The sequence below is a fragment of the Bradyrhizobium sp. RD5-C2 genome (assembly GCF_019972155.1).
Taxonomy (GTDB): Bacteria; Pseudomonadota; Alphaproteobacteria; order Rhizobiales; family Xanthobacteraceae; genus Bradyrhizobium.
Map to the genome: position 1 here is coordinate 634,491 of NZ_BOVL01000019.1, position 14,555 is coordinate 649,045.

The window sequence follows — 14,555 nt, forward strand, 5'->3', positions numbered from 1 at the left end:
TGGCCCTTTCCTCGATCCCGGATGTCCCTCGCATGAGCACCCTGTTCTCCCCGATCGAACTGCGCAGCCTCAAACTCTCCAACCGGATCATGGTCTCGCCGATGTGCCAGTACTCGGCTGACGACGGCTCCGCCAATGATTGGCACTTCACCCACATCAACATGCTGGCGCTGTCGGGCGCCGCGATGTTCTGCATCGAGGCCACCCATGTCGAGGATATCGGGCGGATCACGCCGGGGTGCCTCGGCCTCTACAGTGATGCCAACGAGGCGGCACTGAAGCCGATCCTGGCCTCGGTGCGCAAGCATTCGAAGGCTGCGGTCGCGATGCAGCTGGCCCATGCCGGCCGCAAGGCGTCGAGCCAGCGTCCGTGGGAGGGCGGGCAGTTGATCCCGATCGCCGAAGGCGGCTGGCAGACGGTTGGGCCGTCGGCTGTCCCGCATAAGGAAAGCGAGGCCGCGCCGCTGGCGCTCGATGACGCCGGCCTGAAGCGCATCCGCGAGGCCTTTGTCGCGGCCGCCAAGCGCGCCGACCGGCTCGGCATCGACGCGCTCGAACTGCACGGCGCGCACGGTTATCTGCTGCACCAGTTCCTGTCGCCGATCGCCAACAAGCGGACCGACCGCTATGGCGGCTCGCTGGAAAACCGCATGCGCTTCCCGCTGGAAGTGTTCGACGCGGTGCGCGCGGTATTCCCGGATCACAAGCCGATCGGCATGCGGGTGTCGGCGACCGACTGGGTCGAAGGTGCCTGGGACCTCGCGCAGACCATCGAATTTGCCAAGGAGCTGAAGATGCGCGGCGTCGACTGGATGGACGTCTCCTCCGGCGGCGTGTCGCCGCTGCAGAAGATTCCGCTCGGTCCGGGCTACCAGGTGCCGGCGGCACAGGCGGTGAAGGAGGCGACCGGCATCACCACGATGGCGGTTGGCCTCATCACGGAAGCGAAGCAGGCCGAGGAGATCGTTACCTCAGGGAAGGCCGACATGATCGCGCTCGCCCGCGGCATGCTCTACGACCCGCGCTGGGGCTGGCACGCCGCCGCCGAGCTTGGCGGCGAGGTCAGCGCGCCGCAGCAATATTGGCGCTCGCAGCCCTCGACGCAGAAGGCGCTGTTCGGCAAGACCACGTTCGGGACGCGCTGAGACGCCGTCTCGCCCCGGCCTCGCCGCGAGATCAATGCATGGCCGGTCCGAACCAGCGCGCGAGCGCGGCGTCGAGGCCCGCCAGGTCCTTGCCGTCGGCCGCCCAGGCGATGCAGGCATCGGGGCGGATCAGCAGCGACGGGCCGGCGCGCCTTGGTACGCATCGTACGAACATGTCCCAGCGAGTTGCGATCGCTGACGCAGCTCCATCAGTTGCATCGACCAGCACGGCCCTGCCGTCTTCCATCCGATCGAACAGCGTTGTTTCCGCACCGTCGTTGCCGAGCGCGAAATTGCCGGAGAGCCGGCCGACCGATGCGTGTTCGCTGCCGAGGTCGTAGCGGATCTTGATGCCGCTGATCATTTCGCCGAAGTAACGGGTGCCCTCGTCGCCGCTCATCAGGTCGGCGACGATGTCGCGCAGGGCGTCCGTCATGACGTCGGGCCGCATCAATGCGACCTGGGCGCGGGTGTTGGCGAGCACCTTGGCCGCGATCGGGTGCCGTTCTGCCGTGTAACTGTCGAGCAGGGCTTCGGGCATGCGATCGCAGACGACTGCCGCGAGCTTCCAGCCGAGATTGACCGCATCGAGCAGGCCGAGATTGAGGCCTTGCCCGCCGAACGGCGAATGCACATGCGCCGCGTCGCCGGCCAGCAGCACGCGGCCTCTGCGATAGCTGTCGGCCTGCCGCGCATTGTCGGTGAAGCGGGTGGCGGTCTTGACGGCGGTGACACGCACGTCGGCGCCGCTGATCCGGCGCAGGGTGGTCTCGACCTCCTCGCGCGTCACGGGCGCGCTGCGATCGGCCGGCGGTCCGTCGAACTCGGCCATGAACACCCGGCCGGGAATCGGTCCATAGGCCATCATGCCGATAGGCGTCCGCCGCCAGCCGACCGGGAGCAGACGATCCGGATGATCGAGGTCGACGATGGCCTGGTGTCCGGTCAGCGTCGGTTCGGTGCCGAGGAAGTCGAAGCCTGCGCGCTTGCGCACCGCGCTGCGGCCGCCGTCGCAGCCGACAAGATATGCTGAGTGCAGCTCGATATCGCCGGACGCGCCCCTTGCCCTCGTCAGCATGCCGTCTCCGGCATCCTCGAAATCGATCAGCTCGCAGCCGCGCCGGATCGCGATGCCGAGCGCGTGGGCGCGCTCGCCGAGCATTTTCTCCAGGGCTTGCTGGTTCACGCCGCGCAACCGCCGGTCGGGCTCGCGCTGACGCGTCTGGTCGATCCCGAAGATGCCGGAGAAGTGACCGCCGAATTTCTTGAACGGCAGTTCGGCTCCGGCGTCCGCGCTCTTCATGAGCCTGGACATGCCCTCTGCCATGGTGCGTTCGACCGCATCCATCGCCTCACTGAGGCCGCGGCGCTCCAGCGCCTCTCCAGCGAGTGCGCCGATCGCGCCGGCCTTGATGGTCTGGTCGGGCTCCGCCAGCCGCTCGATCACGACGACGTCGGCTCCGCCCAGGGTCAGTTCGATCGCCAGCAGCAATCCGGTCGGTCCGGCGCCGACCACAACCACATCCGTTCGTTCACGCGTCAAGTCGTCACCATAAATTTGTACTAAGTACAATATTTTGTATGGTACAAATTCTTCCATGTCAAACCGGGACGGATTGCGGGAGCGAAAGAAGGAGGCGACGCGCCAGGCGATCTCGGATGTCGCGACCGAGCTGTTCGTGGCGCGCGGCTTCGACAATGTCTCGGTGGCCGAGATTGCCGAGGCCGCCGAGGTCTCCCGGATGACGGTGTTCAATTACTTCCCGCGCAAGGAAGATCTGTTCTTCGACCGTGAGGAGGAGAGCCGCCAGATTCTGAAGGCCGCCTTTGCCGAGCGACCGGCGGGCGAAGCGCCGCTGATGACGCTGCGCAGGCTGGTGCAGAGCCTGGCGGATCGGGCGCATCCGTTCGCGAAATTCACCGATGCAACGGCAAAATTCTGGCGCACCGTCGCCGAGAGCCCGGCGCTTTCGGCGCGGGCGCGCGAGATGCGTGACGAGCTGATCGATGATCTCGCAGCCGTGCTGGCGGGCGCCATCAAGCGGCCGCTCGCCGATGCCGACGCCCGGCTCGCCGCGTCGATGGTGGTCACGGCCGTGACCGTCGCCTATACGGAAGGGCTTCGCGAGCACAAGGCGCGCCGATCGGCGGCCTCGACACGCGAGGCTTTCCTGCAGATCATGGAGCGCAGCTTCTCGGGTATCGCGATCATGCTGAAGGGGACGCCCTACGCGTAATTCCCGCCGGGGCCGCATACGACAAAGCCATTGTTCTGCTGTAGCCGGGGCAGGTACTCTCCGGAGCGCGTGCGGAAGACACGCATCGAACAAAGAGAGGAAACCCATGGAACTCGGATACTTCGCGATGCCGTCGCATCCGCCGGAGTGCGGACTGAAAGAGGGCCACGACTGGGATCTTCAGGTGCTGCGGTGGCTCGACGAGCTCGGCTACCAGGAAGCCTGGATCGGCGAGCACCACACCGCGCCTTGGGAGCCGCATCCGTCGCCGGATCTGTTGATCGCGCAGGCGCTGCTGCAGACCAAGAACATCCGCATCGGACCCGGCGGCTTCCTGCTGCCGTATCATCATCCGGCGGAGCTCGCCAACCGCGTTGCGATGCTCGATCATCTCTCGAACGGCCGCTTGAACTTCGGCGTTGCGGCCTCAGGCCTGCCGAGCGACTGGGCGATGTTCAACGTCGACGGCATGTCCGGCCAGAACCGCGACATGACCCGCGAGGCGCTCGAGATCATCTTGAAGATGTGGACCGAGCCGGCTCCGTGGACCCACAAAGGCAAGTTCTGGACGGTGACCAAGCCGGACACGATGTTCGATTTCCTCAAGCCGCACATCAAGCCGCAGCAAGCACCGCATCCGCCGATCGGCGTCGCGGGGCTGTCGAAGAACTCGGATACGCTCAAGCTCGCCGGCGAGCGCGGCTTCATCCCGATGAGCCTGAACCTCAACCCGGCCTATGTCGGCAGCCACTGGGACTCGGTGGAAGCCGGCGCCGCCAAGACCGGCCGCAAGCCGAGCCGCAAGGACTGGCGGATGGTGCGCGAGGTGTTCGTCGCCGATACCGACGCGGAGGCGTGGAAGCTCTCGACCGGCGACATGATGGGCCGGATGATGGGTGAGTACTTCCTGCCGCTGCTCGGCCACTTTGGCTTCAAGGATTATTTGAAGGCCTCGCCCGACGTGCCTGACAGCGACGTCACGGTCGAGTATTGCGCCCGCAACAACTGGATCGTCGGCTCGCCCGCGACCGTCACCGAGAAGATCGAGAAGATCTATCAGGAGGTCGGCGGCTTCGGCGTGCTTTTGGTGTTCGGCTTCGACTACAAGCACAAGCCCGAAGCCTGGCACAATTCGCTGCGGCTCCTGAAGCAGGAGGTCTTGCCGAAGCTGAAGCATCTCGACGCCTCGGTCGGCCGCGCGGCGTAGGCTTGAGGAAGAGTGCGGGGCAGCGGCAACGCTGCCCCGTATGTCATGACGGATCGCCGGCCTCAGGCCGTGCCGAGCCAGAACCGGGTTTCGATTTGCGCCCAGCCCTTGCCGATGCGGCTGCTCAGCCAGTTGTCGCCGCGCTTCAGACCCTTGTCCTTCTGGCCTTCCGGCGTGTTGCGCCAGGCCTGCCAGCGATACTGGCCGTAGATGCTGACGATGCGCGCCGCATAGGTCAGCGCCAGCTGTGAATCGCCCCTGATGATGACAAGGTTGTCGTCGTTCTTGGTGCTGGCACGGTCGGAGAAATTGTGCGAGCCGGTCATGACCACCGGGTTCTTGCCGGCCGGATCCAGCACGATCACCTTGCTGTGCACGGCGATCATGAATTTTCCGGTGTTCTTGATCTGGTGCTGCCACCAGTCGGCGGTCTTGTCGATGCCGGCGGGCCGGATCACGTCGGCAATCTGCTTGCCCTTGAAGACCTGCTGCTGACCGCTGCCGGCCAGCAGTTGCAGCTGATCCTTCGGACTGTCCTTGCCCTGCGCCGGGAAATTGTTGAGCACTCCGCGCACATAGAGCTTCTTGTCCTGCGCCTTCTCCAGGATCGGGCCGAGCAGGCCCTTGTTGCCGGGATTGAGCATCAGGCACACCGCGCCATGCTCGGCGTCCTCGATCAACTTGGTCGCTTCCTTGAGATCGCCGTTCTTGGTGGTCGGCGTGAACCAGACGCTGATGTTCGAGTTGCTGACCGTGAACGGCCATTCGTGATCGCCGGCCACAGCCAGCGCCTTCGGCGACTTGCTGCCGTCGGCGTAGATCGCCTTCCAATGCCCGTGATAGGCGGCCGCGATCTTGTCGTCGGTGATCTCCAGCCCATTGTTGTTCTGGGTGCAGAGCCCGGTCCGGGTCCAGTTGGTGCTGCCGGTCCAAACCACTTTCGGCTGCTTCGCGCCGTCACAGAACACCGCGAACTTGTTGTGCGCGTAGCGGCTCGGCGCGATCTTGCGGCGAACGATGTCGACGTCTGCCTTCTTCAGCACGCCGGCGTTCTTCTCGGTCTCCTTTGCGGTGGCGTCGGACTTGCCGGTGCTGTTGCCGAGCACGACGTGCGCCTTGCCCTTCAGCGCGGTCAGTGCGGCGATCAATTCGGGATCGTTGAGCTCGTAGAGCGCGACATAGACGTCGACTTTGTCCTTCTTGGCCCCGGCCAGCAGGGCGAGCAAGCGCGCGCCAAGCTCGCCCTTGAGGAAGTCGCGGATCTTGTTGCCCTTGGTGGAGATCGCCTTCTCCAACGTCTGGGAGGCTTTCGGCGTGGTGCCGATTGCGCGCGACAGCCATTGTGCCGAGATCGTGCCGCGGTTGAACCATGGCTTGAGCGGGCCCGACGGCGTAGCCGAGACGTATTCGGTCCATGTCGCCGGCGCACCGTACGCGGGCTTCACCTCGGTGGCGCCGTCCTTGAGAACCGGAACGACGCCATAGCGGACCGGTGCATCGGCCGGGGCGAGGAAATCGGTCCAGTTGGTCTTCTGCACCGGCCATTCGGTGCTCGGCCGATGATCTCCCGCCTTGTGGCCCTGCACCTGATCCTCGAACCCGACCCAGGTGTCGACGACGGTCGCGCTCTTGCCCTGCTGCTGACGATAGAGCGCAAAGCCGAGGCAGTCGGGAATCATTGCTGCGACCTCCCAAACGACGAAGATGCCGTCGGTGGTCGGAAATGCCTGAATTGTGGAAATCATGGTGATGCCTCCAAATCACTGATGAGAAGTATCCGGTCGATATGAATCTGGCGCGTCAGGGCTCAGGGAATCCGGGATGTCGCGTCGGATCGCTCCGGACGCCCGGCGGCCCATCTAGCAGGAGGAGTATGGAACAAGGCATGCAACCGAAACTATCGGCTGGATCACAGATGGATCACGCCGTGCGGACCGGTCCGCCGCGATTGCGGCTGCCTAGAGCAGCTTCACCGTGACCTTCGCCTTGCCCTTGTGATCGCCGTAGAACCATTTGTAGATCCAGGGCAGGCCGATCACGGCCTGGTTGACGTAGAGGAAGATCTCACCGCTGCGATCGGCGGTGAACCTTGCCTTGTAGACCTGCGGATCGGTGTTCGGCGCCGCAAAGGGATCGAGGAAATACTCGTCGACCCCGGTTTCGCCGACCCGCGCGATCAGCCTGAACCACGGCCGGAACAGGACGCGCCGCAGGAAGATCGTGGCGTATCCGCGCCACCGTTTCGCGCCCTCGATTGTCGAGGTCCGGTATCCGATCGGCGTCACCGCGCGCCCGGCGTCCTCCCACGGCTGCGACATCGTGATCGCGATCTCGTAACTGAACCCGGTGCGGACCTTGAGGCCGGTCGGCGCACAGATCGCGCTGGTGTCGAAATCGGCCGCATCCTGCGCAATGCCCTTGTCGACGGCGACGAGCTTGTCGGCCGCGCTCCCCTTGCAGAAGGCGCCCATCGAGTCCGCGGCATTGAACAGGAAATGGCTGAGCAGCGTTGCGCTGAACCAGACCAGCAAGGCCGTGAGCAGGAACGGCACGACATGCCGTTTCCCGGCATTGAGGATCCACTGATAGATCGTGCTGGTACGGAATCGATAGATTGCGTCGTGCATCAACCCGGAGAGCGGTGTCGGGTTGACGCGGTCACGCCAGATGATCCGCATCCTGTCGCTGATCGTTGCGCTGAGCGAACTGCCGACACCCATCAGCACGAAAACGGCGATGATGCCGCCGGCGAACCATTCCGGGTTGCCGGCGTACCAATCGGTCCACCAATGAAGTGACGTGGGCAGGAACGATTCGATGAAGCGCACCAGCTCCGAAATCATCCTGAACCAAGAGCTGAACTCGTGTTCCTTGTGCTGGTTGTGGAATAGCCAGAACGCCGCCAGATGCAGCGACGCCGCCAGCGTGGCGAAGTAGGCGATCCGCCGCATCCAGACGAAATTCCACAGCTTCTCCTGCGCGGCATGACGCGCCGGCGCGCCGACGGGCGTTTCAAACGTCGTGGAGCCCAGCGGTGTGACCTGGCCGTTGCGGGAGACCACCACATAGTTCGGCGGAAGCCCGATCGGGGCATAGGCATTGGCGCCGCTGTCGATCCGCTCGAACACGCTTTCGTGGATCTTCGGCATCGGCACGCTGACGCCGGCATAGGGATCGTTGCAGAGATCGGCGACTTTGCGAGGACCGTACCGGTAATAGGCGCCAAGGCCGGCCCGCGAATCGTAGAGGCGGCCATCCTTGTCCTCGGAGGACTTGATCGCCTTGATCGCATCGGGATCGGCAATCGGCGCGCTCTTGAACACAAGCCCGCGCTTGACGGCTTCGTCAACCAGCCAGGCCAGCGGCACGAAGGCGACGGCGTCGTCCGGATAGCCGCCGCCGACATTGGCATGCATGCCGACGAACCACACCTGGACGAGGCGCTGGCCATCGATCGTTGTCGGCACGGCCGGTGCGGGCTGTCCCGGCTCTTGCTCGGTCCAGAGCACCGGATGAAACGTCGTGCGCTCGTCGTCGAGCGCCAGCGCGTGTCGTGCCCACTTGACCTTCGGGCTGAGAATCCGGTTCGGCAGCTCGAGCGGCCACACCCAGTTGGAGATGCCGCGTGTCATCTCGTCGATCGGCAGGCCGTAGGCCGCGACGGTGTCCCAGATGCCGATGAACTCGATCGCGGGCACCTGCTCCCGCGCGATCTCCGCATAAGGCTTGTTGCGCTGAAGGCGGTCCAGCACCGGCACGAGGATGTAGTCGCGTAGCGCGCGGAACAGCACCTCGATGCGCCAGATCGAGTGGTAGCCCGCGGCGCGGTACGCACGATAGGCCTTCACCGCGCCGTCGTGCAGCTCGGCTTCGGTGTCGGCGACGATCAGGCCCTGATCGAGGATGAGTGCGGCGAGCGTGCGCACGGTGAATGCGCCGCGGCTGAATCCGAACAGGTAGATTTGCGAGCCGTTCTGGTGGTCGTAGTTGCGGCAGATGAACTTGTAGGCATCCAGGATATTGCGCTTGAGGCCGTAGCCGAAGGCGCCGCCGAGCAGCGCAAGCGGAACGAATTTCGAGGTGCCGACGCCGTCATCATACTTGGCGGCCTGCGTATTGCCCTGCAGATCAAGCGACTGGAATATCCGCCAGACATTGGTGCGCCAGACGCTGGAAGCGGCATTGCCGGTGCCGTCGGACAGGATGATGATCTTGGGGCTCGGCATCGAAAAGACGCTCGCTGAAATGACTGAAGCGGACGGTGCAGTGTAGTGGTAGCGGATTCGATTGCTACCTTGGATCGATATTTAGTCATTCTGTGCCAAGACAGATGTGAACTGACGCACAAAAGCGTCACGAGGTCGCGGCCATGTGAGACGAGACGCCTTTCGCGCTGCTGCGAAAAGGCCTAGCCTGATAGCGGCACAATTCATTGATGAGGCACAGCAATGCGCAGCCGCGTCAGAAAATTTGCCCATGTCCTGGAGCGCTTCGGTCTCGCCCTCGCGGGCGCTGCCAGCGGTCTGTTCGTCGCCATCCATGTCGGCTCGAGCGTGTCGGCGCTGACCTCGCAGGCGTTCCTGCTGATCATGATGCTGGGCGGTGCGATCGGCTTCTATGTGGGCATCGATACGCCGCCAAAACTGTTCCATCCGAAGGACGGCAACTCGACGCGCAAGATCGACGCGGCGGAGCTGCTGAGCGCGATCGGCACTTTCCTCGCGACCATGGTCGCGTTCTTCTCGGTCGGCGTCGTGGTGCTGCGCAGCGAGCCGGACATCGCCTGGACCGCGGCGATCATGGCGGGCTGGGTGCTCGGCGTCGCCATGCAGATCGTCGCCGGCACGATCGCCCGCACGCGGGTCTGAAGCGTCGTCAGGCCCGGCCGGCTACGCGCCGCCTGGCCTATTTGTTCGCGATCTTGGCGGGATCCTTGACGGCCTTGAAGGTCTCGTGCTCGACGCTGTAGAGCTCGCCGCCGACCCTCTCGACCCTGCGAATATAGATGTCGTGGACGACGTCGCGCGTCTTCGGGTCGATCGACATCGGGCCGCGCGGGCTTTCCCAGGCCGTGCCCTTCATGGCCTCGATCAACGCGTCGCCGTCGGTCTTGCCGCCGGTCGCCTTCAGCGCCTGGTAGATCAGATGCATGCCGTCATAGGCGCTGACGCTGATGAAGTTCGGGCGGACGTTGGCGTTGGCCTTGCGGAACGCTGCGACATAGTCGCGGTTCAGGTCGGATGGATGGGCGGCGGAGTAGAACCCCGCCGTGATCATGCCGATCATGGCATCGCTCATCCCCGGCAGGTCTTCGTCGTCGGCGATGTCGCCGGGGCCGATCAGCTTGATCCCGCTCTTGTCCAGACCACGCTCGACAAACTGCTTGGCCAGGATGCCGGCCTGGCTGGCCGGGACGAAGATGAACAGCGTATCGGGATTGCCGTCCCGTGCACGCTGCAGGAACGGCGCGAAGTCGGGATTGGCCCGCGGCACTTTCAGCGCCTCGACGATCGCGCCGCCCGCCGCGGTGAAGCTCGCCGAAAATACGCCGGCGGCTTCGCGCCCGGGTGCCCAGTCGGATGCGATGATGGTGGCCCGCTTCGATCCGTTTCTGGCCGCCCAATCCGCCAGCACGCTGGCCTGCTGTGCGTGCGTCCAGCTGGTGCGCACGAAGTAGGGCGACCGTTCGGTCACGATCGAGGTGCCCGATACCATGACGACGGTTGCCGTCTTGCTCTCGGTGACCAGCGGTGCGAGCGCCAGCACGCTCGGCGTCAGCCCGCCGCCGAGGATCGCGGCCTTGTCGTTGACGATCAGCTCCTGCGCGATGCGCTTGGCATTGTCGGGCACGCTGGCGTCGTCCCGGACGATCAATTCGATCTTGCGACCGGCGACCATATCGCCGTGCTGCGCCATGTAGAGCCGCGCCCCCGCGACCGCCTGCTTGCCCACCGGTCCCAGAACGCCGGTCAACGGCATCACCAGCCCGACCTTCACGGTGTCCTGCGCTTGGGCTGGTCCCGGTTGCACCGCCGAAGCGCCAGAACGGCGCCGACCAACACGGCAAATGGCGTTCGCGACATGGCCAGCCTCCTGCGGGTCCGGAAATGATGCCGGGCAGGCTCGCGACTATCGGCTTCGCCGCAGGGAAGTCCTGATCAAGAAGTGACAGAACGACGAATTTCCTGCTAAATTTCTCCGATTGATGCCGTCTGTGGGCATGGAGTGACCCGGCGACTGATTCCGTTTTGATATTTGATTGCTTTGTGCTCGATCTCGCCCGCGGCGTCGCGCGCGTGGATGGCGTCGAGCTCGATCTCAGGCCGAAATCATTCGCGGTTCTCCGCCATCTCGCCGGCAATGCCGGACGGTTGGTATCCAAGCAGGATTTGCACGAGGCGGTCTGGGGCAACGTCGCCGTTTCGGATGACTCGCTGGTCCAATGCATTCGCGAGTTGCGCCTGAAACTGCGGGATGACGACCACCGCATCATCAAGACGGTGTCTCGCCGGGGCTACCGGCTCGACGCCGAGCCCGCTCCGCTATCGCGCGACCATGGACCGCAGCATGTCCTGCGCGAGCCGTCGACTGCCCGGGGCGTTGCAGCACGTTTGGCCATGCTTCCCCGATGGTTGCTGGTCGCCGGCCTGTCGGTGATCGCCTTCGCGACGCTCGCATCGGCGCCGCCGATTGCCAACGGGATGTGGCATCCGCTGGCACAATTGGCGAACTGGCTTGCGCCGCAGGATCACGGCATCGTGCCGGATCAGGATGTTGAGCGGATCACCGCGCTGGCGGCCGAGAAGCAATTGCCGCTTCCCGCTTATCGCGTTCACGCGCCGGCCAGTGACGTGCCGGACAATATTCGCCGCTTTCTCGGCGTGTGGGTAAGCGGTGAGGGATGGATCAACTCGCACCGCCAATTCATGATGATCGTCACCAATGTCAATCGGGACGGTGTTGCGACCGGCTACCTCGTGAACGGGCCGGCGATGCCGCACAGCCGAGTGCCCGGGCCCGGCTTTTCCGGAGGCTTCACCGGATATGTCCTCGACGACGTCTTGCGATATGACGGCAATACGGGACTGCATTCTGCATCCATCACCGCGGACGGACGGATCGAGTTCAAGCTCGTCTTCCGCGAGGGAGGCACCAGTGTTGTGTTCCTCGAACCGCTCTGGACGCTCGCCAACCCAGGTCGTGTCGCACGCAATCAAACCTGATTGCCGCGTGTGACGCCCAATCCCGCAAGATGCGTGTCGACGAATTGTGCGAGCCGCTCGCGCAACATCTCCGGCGGCACCGCGACCATGCGCTCCTCGAGGCCGAGCGAGATGATTCCGTGGACTGCGGAGAACATCATCCGCGACAGCAGCGCGACGTCGTCGGGATCGCGATCGGGCAACAGCCGCACCAGCGGCGCATGCATCAGCGCGAAGGCATCCATCACCATCGCCAGGATATCTTCCGGAAACGGCCGGTCATCCTCCATCCGGTGCTCGAACAGCGAGCGCAGCAGATTGGCGTGCTCGGTGGCGAAACCGAGATAGGCGTCCGCAAGCCCGTGCAGCTGGCGCAGGGGATCGTCGGCCGGGACGGCCGTGAGCCGGGCGGTCAGGGCCTGAACGGTCTCCCGGTTCACGGTCAGGATCAGGCCGTCGAAGTAGCCGAATTCATTATAGACGCTGCCGATGGAGCAGCCGGCGGCCTCGGCAACGTCGCGAACCTTTAATGATCTCAAGCCTTTAGTTGCGATGGATCGGCGTGCGATCTCGATCAGCAAAGTGCGCCGCTGAAGTTTTTTTCGGCCGCGCCGCGATTCTTCTTGAACAATGTTCATTTTCGTATTACTAATTTGAGCGTTGCTCAAGTTGGCATAGGAGGCCACTCACATGCAGACCCTAGCACTTCAATTGACCACCACCCTTGTCGATGACGCGATCGAACTCGTGACGGGCTTTGGCCGCGCCATCTTCGCACTGGCGACCGCCCCGATCGAGCGGATCGCCCGCGCCTGCGACGTCGCAGGTGTCCTGGAGCAGCGGCGCGCCGATCGGCGCGCGCCGCGCCCGGCGGCCCAGCGCGGCAGCCGCTGCAAGTCGCGTAGCTGCCGCTGGTCGCCATTCCGCGGGTTGAGTGAACTGACCTGAAGCGGCCGCGCCGCAATTGTCACCGAAACCTCAACGAAGCACTCACTATGTCCCCCGCGAGCCCGTTTCGATGTCGATCGACCACAACCCTGGATAAGGTCTCGTACATTTCTGCCGGGCATTGTCGCGGCGCCCGGCGCGGCCGATCCGAGCTGGTTCGAACCGATACGTTGCGGAAAAGACTAAAGGCTGCGGCATCTCCGTCATTTTCACCACGCTCCCCATTCTCTGCCACGCGAATTCGCAGACCTGCCAGCGCCATGCGCGCTAACCCAAGGAACCGGTCATGATCAAGGAATTGATGACGTCCCGCCGCTTCGCGCCGCTGTTCTGGTCGCAGTTCTGCTCGGCGCTGAACGACAACGTGCTGAAGAACGCGCTGGTCATCATGCTGTTGTACGGCGTCGCCAACGAGCAGGGGCCGGCGCTGGTCCAGCTCGCGGGTGCGATCTTCATCGCGCCGTTCTTCGTGCTGTCGGCACTCGGCGGCGAGCTCGCCGACCGCTACATCAAGTCCGTCGTCGCGCGCCGGCTGAAGTTCTTCGAGATTTTCGCCGCGGCCTTTGCCGCAGCCGGCTTCTTCACCCATTCGATCCCGCTGCTGTTCATCGCGCTGGCGCTGTTCGGCATCGTCGCCGCGCTGTTCGGCCCGGTGAAATATGCCGTGCTGCCCGACCAGCTGTCGGTGTCCGAACTCGCGACCGGCAACGCGCTGGTCGAGGGCGCAACCTTCATGGCGATCCTGATCGGCACCATCGCGGGCGGCATGTTCGTCGCCGGCGCCAGCCACATGGGCTGGATCTGTGCCGCCGTGGTCGGCCTGTCGGTGCTGTCCTGGGGATTTGCGTCGCGCATCCCGGTGACGCAGCCCTCCGCGCCCGATCTGCCGATCACCAAGAATCCCTGGACCTCGACGGTGCGCCTCTTGAAGTCGCTCTACGCTGAGCAGCGGCTGTGGGACGGTATGGTGATCGTGTCCTGGTTCTGGATGGTCGGCGCGATCGTGCTGTCGCTGCTGCCCGCGCTGATCAAGGAAGGCGTGGGCGGCACCGAGGGCGTGGTCACGCTGTGCCTTGCCGTGTTCGCGATCGGCATTGCGGCCGGTTCGCTGTTCGCCGCCCAGTTGAGCCACGTCCGCCCGAATCTCGCGCTGGTGCCGATCGGCGCCATCGTGATGGGCGTGATCGGCCTCGACCTCGCCTGGGCGATCGCCACCACCTCGCTCGGCAAGGACGTCACCGCGGCAGCGTTCGCGGCCTCGTTCGGCGGCTTCCGCATGCTGGCCGACTTCTTCCTGTTCGCGTTCGGCGGCGGCCTGTTCGTGGTGCCGTCGTTTGCGGCCGTGCAGGCCTGGACCGCGCCGTCCGAGCGCGCCCGCATCATCGCCGCCGGCAACATCTTGCAGGCAGGCTTCATGGTCGCCGGCGCGGTGTTCGTCGGCGCGCTGCAAGCTGCCGGTTTGCCGATCGCCTGGATCTTCTTCGGCCTGGCGATCGCGAGCTTCGGCACCGTCTGGTTCGTGCTGACCAAGTGGGGCAAGGAAGGCGTGCGCGATTTCGGCGCGCTGCTGTTCCGGGCGCTGTTCCGCCTCGAGGTGCGCGGCATGGAGAATCTGCCGCCCGCAGGCACCCGGATGCTGATTGCGCCGAACCATGTCAGCCTGGTCGACGGCCCGCTGCTGCACGCCATGCTGCCGATCGATGCGAGCTTCGCGGTCGACACCGGCATCGCCAAGGCGTGGTGGGCAAAGCCGTTCCTGAAGATGATCAAGCACTACACGATGGACCCGTCGAAGCCGCTGGCGGGGCGCGGCCCG

Annotated in this window: 11 protein-coding genes and 1 pseudogene; 7 read left to right on the plus strand and 5 right to left on the minus strand. The window is 64.7% G+C overall.

The genetic code is table 11. The annotated features are described in order from the left end of the window. Positions 1-32: 32 nt before the first annotated feature. Positions 33-1,145, plus strand: coding sequence for an NADH:flavin oxidoreductase/NADH oxidase (locus BraRD5C2_RS24035; protein WP_223972150.1), 1,113 nt, complete (start codon positions 33-35; stop codon positions 1,143-1,145). Positions 1,146-1,176: 31 nt separating this feature from the next. On the opposite strand, the gene BraRD5C2_RS24040 is transcribed toward BraRD5C2_RS24035, so the two are convergent. Then, positions 1,177-2,745, minus strand: coding sequence for an FAD-dependent monooxygenase (locus tag BraRD5C2_RS24040; RefSeq protein ID WP_223972152.1), 1,569 nt, complete (start codon positions 2,743-2,745; stop codon positions 1,177-1,179). Here BraRD5C2_RS24040 and BraRD5C2_RS24045 point away from each other — a divergent pair. Continuing rightward, positions 2,744-3,382: a TetR/AcrR family transcriptional regulator gene (locus BraRD5C2_RS24045; protein WP_223972154.1), complete on the plus strand. Its 639-nt coding sequence runs from the start codon at positions 2,744-2,746 to the stop codon at positions 3,380-3,382. The genes BraRD5C2_RS24040 and BraRD5C2_RS24045 overlap by 2 nt on opposite strands. Positions 3,383-3,488: 106 nt before the next feature. Then, positions 3,489-4,589, plus strand: a complete 1,101-nt coding sequence (locus tag BraRD5C2_RS24050; RefSeq protein WP_097671068.1) for an LLM class flavin-dependent oxidoreductase — start codon at positions 3,489-3,491, stop codon at positions 4,587-4,589. A gap of 62 nt (positions 4,590-4,651) precedes the next feature. Here the strand turns inward: BraRD5C2_RS24050 and BraRD5C2_RS24055 are convergent, their stop codons facing one another. Together BraRD5C2_RS24055 and BraRD5C2_RS24060 are read right to left on the minus strand one after the other, a co-directional pair. Then, entirely contained in the window at positions 4,652-6,334 is a 1,683-nt protein-coding gene (locus BraRD5C2_RS24055; protein ID WP_223972156.1) for a phospholipase D-like domain-containing protein, read from the minus strand. 213 nt (positions 6,335-6,547) lie between these two features. Next, entirely contained in the window at positions 6,548-8,815 is a 2,268-nt protein-coding gene (locus BraRD5C2_RS24060) for a DUF2235 domain-containing protein (protein WP_223972158.1), read from the minus strand. A 222-nt stretch (positions 8,816-9,037) separates the two neighbouring features. Between BraRD5C2_RS24060 and BraRD5C2_RS24065 the strand changes: the two genes are divergently transcribed. Further along, the gene (locus BraRD5C2_RS24065) at positions 9,038-9,457 is read left to right on the plus strand and encodes a hypothetical protein (RefSeq protein ID WP_223972161.1); all 420 of its coding nucleotides are present in this window, start codon (positions 9,038-9,040) and stop codon (positions 9,455-9,457) included. Positions 9,458-9,494: 37 nt separating this feature from the next. Here BraRD5C2_RS24065 and BraRD5C2_RS24070 read toward each other — a convergent pair whose 3' ends face one another. Beyond that, positions 9,495-10,619 (minus strand): ABC transporter substrate-binding protein, encoded by a 1,125-nt coding sequence (locus BraRD5C2_RS24070; RefSeq protein WP_223972164.1) that lies wholly within the window; start codon positions 10,617-10,619, stop codon positions 9,495-9,497. A gap of 236 nt (positions 10,620-10,855) precedes the next feature. Between BraRD5C2_RS24070 and BraRD5C2_RS24075 the strand changes: the two genes are divergently transcribed. Continuing rightward, positions 10,856-11,812 carry a winged helix-turn-helix domain-containing protein gene (locus BraRD5C2_RS24075; protein WP_223972167.1) on the plus strand — a complete coding sequence of 319 codons (957 nt, stop codon included), beginning with the start codon at positions 10,856-10,858 and terminating at the stop codon, positions 11,810-11,812. Here the strand turns inward: BraRD5C2_RS24075 and BraRD5C2_RS24080 are convergent. Beyond that, positions 11,803-12,429 carry a TetR/AcrR family transcriptional regulator gene (locus BraRD5C2_RS24080; protein ID WP_223972558.1) on the minus strand — a complete coding sequence of 209 codons (627 nt, stop codon included), beginning with the start codon at positions 12,427-12,429 and terminating at the stop codon, positions 11,803-11,805. The genes BraRD5C2_RS24075 and BraRD5C2_RS24080 overlap by 10 nt on opposite strands. Before the next feature lie 52 nt (positions 12,430-12,481). Between BraRD5C2_RS24080 and BraRD5C2_RS24085 the strand changes: the two genes are divergently transcribed. After that, entirely contained in the window at positions 12,482-12,739 is a 258-nt protein-coding gene (locus BraRD5C2_RS24085; RefSeq protein ID WP_223972170.1) for a hypothetical protein, read from the plus strand. Between the two features lie 286 nt (positions 12,740-13,025). Next, positions 13,026-14,555 (plus strand): annotated as a pseudogene (locus tag BraRD5C2_RS24090) (MFS transporter); the annotation flags it as partial.